The organism is Vibrio sp. Y176, assembly GCF_033438945.1.
The window spans coordinates 1-541 of sequence record NZ_JAWOQS010001055.1 but is presented as its reverse complement, the minus strand read 5'-3'; the positions used below and the strand labels follow the sequence as shown (position 1 = coordinate 541).

1 protein-coding gene is annotated in these 541 nt (G+C 44.4%); it reads left to right on the top strand.

What is annotated here, in order from left to right:
• Window positions 1-22: 22 nt before the first annotated feature.
• Window positions 23-541 (top strand): GAF domain-containing protein (locus R7O13_RS30170; RefSeq protein WP_318305633.1); only part of this gene is annotated, 519 nt, incomplete at its 3' end.

Here is a 541-nt window from a genome sequence, read left to right as displayed (position 1 = left end):
ACTACCGGAAAGGAAGGCCTCTATGGGGAGATTTCAAACACTAGATTATGAGATTCCTGAATCCATGCAGCGAAGCTGGCAGGATATCGTCAATCTCCTCGCACAGATTGCAGACGTGCCAACCACGCTTATCATGCGAGTGCATCAAAACCACATCGAAGTAAACACCTCAAGCGACACTCAAGGTAATCCATATAAAGCTGGTGACAAAGAAGATCTTGGACATGGTTTGTACTGTGAACATGTCATTGAAACCAAAAGCCAACTGGTTGTTCCCGATGCCCTTGCCGATGAAAAATGGTCGAATAATCCGGACATCAAACTTGGTATGCTCTCCTATTGTGGTTTGCCGTTGTTTTGGCCAAATGGCGAAACGTTTGGAACCATTTGTATGTTGGACTCCAAAGCCAATGAGTACAGCGAAACTTACCGGCAATTGCTCAATACGTTCAAGGACTCGATAGAAGCTCAACTTGCTGTTGTCTACCAGCAATACAAACTGTTGAGACTTAACAGCGAACTTAAAAATCGCGTAGAAAAC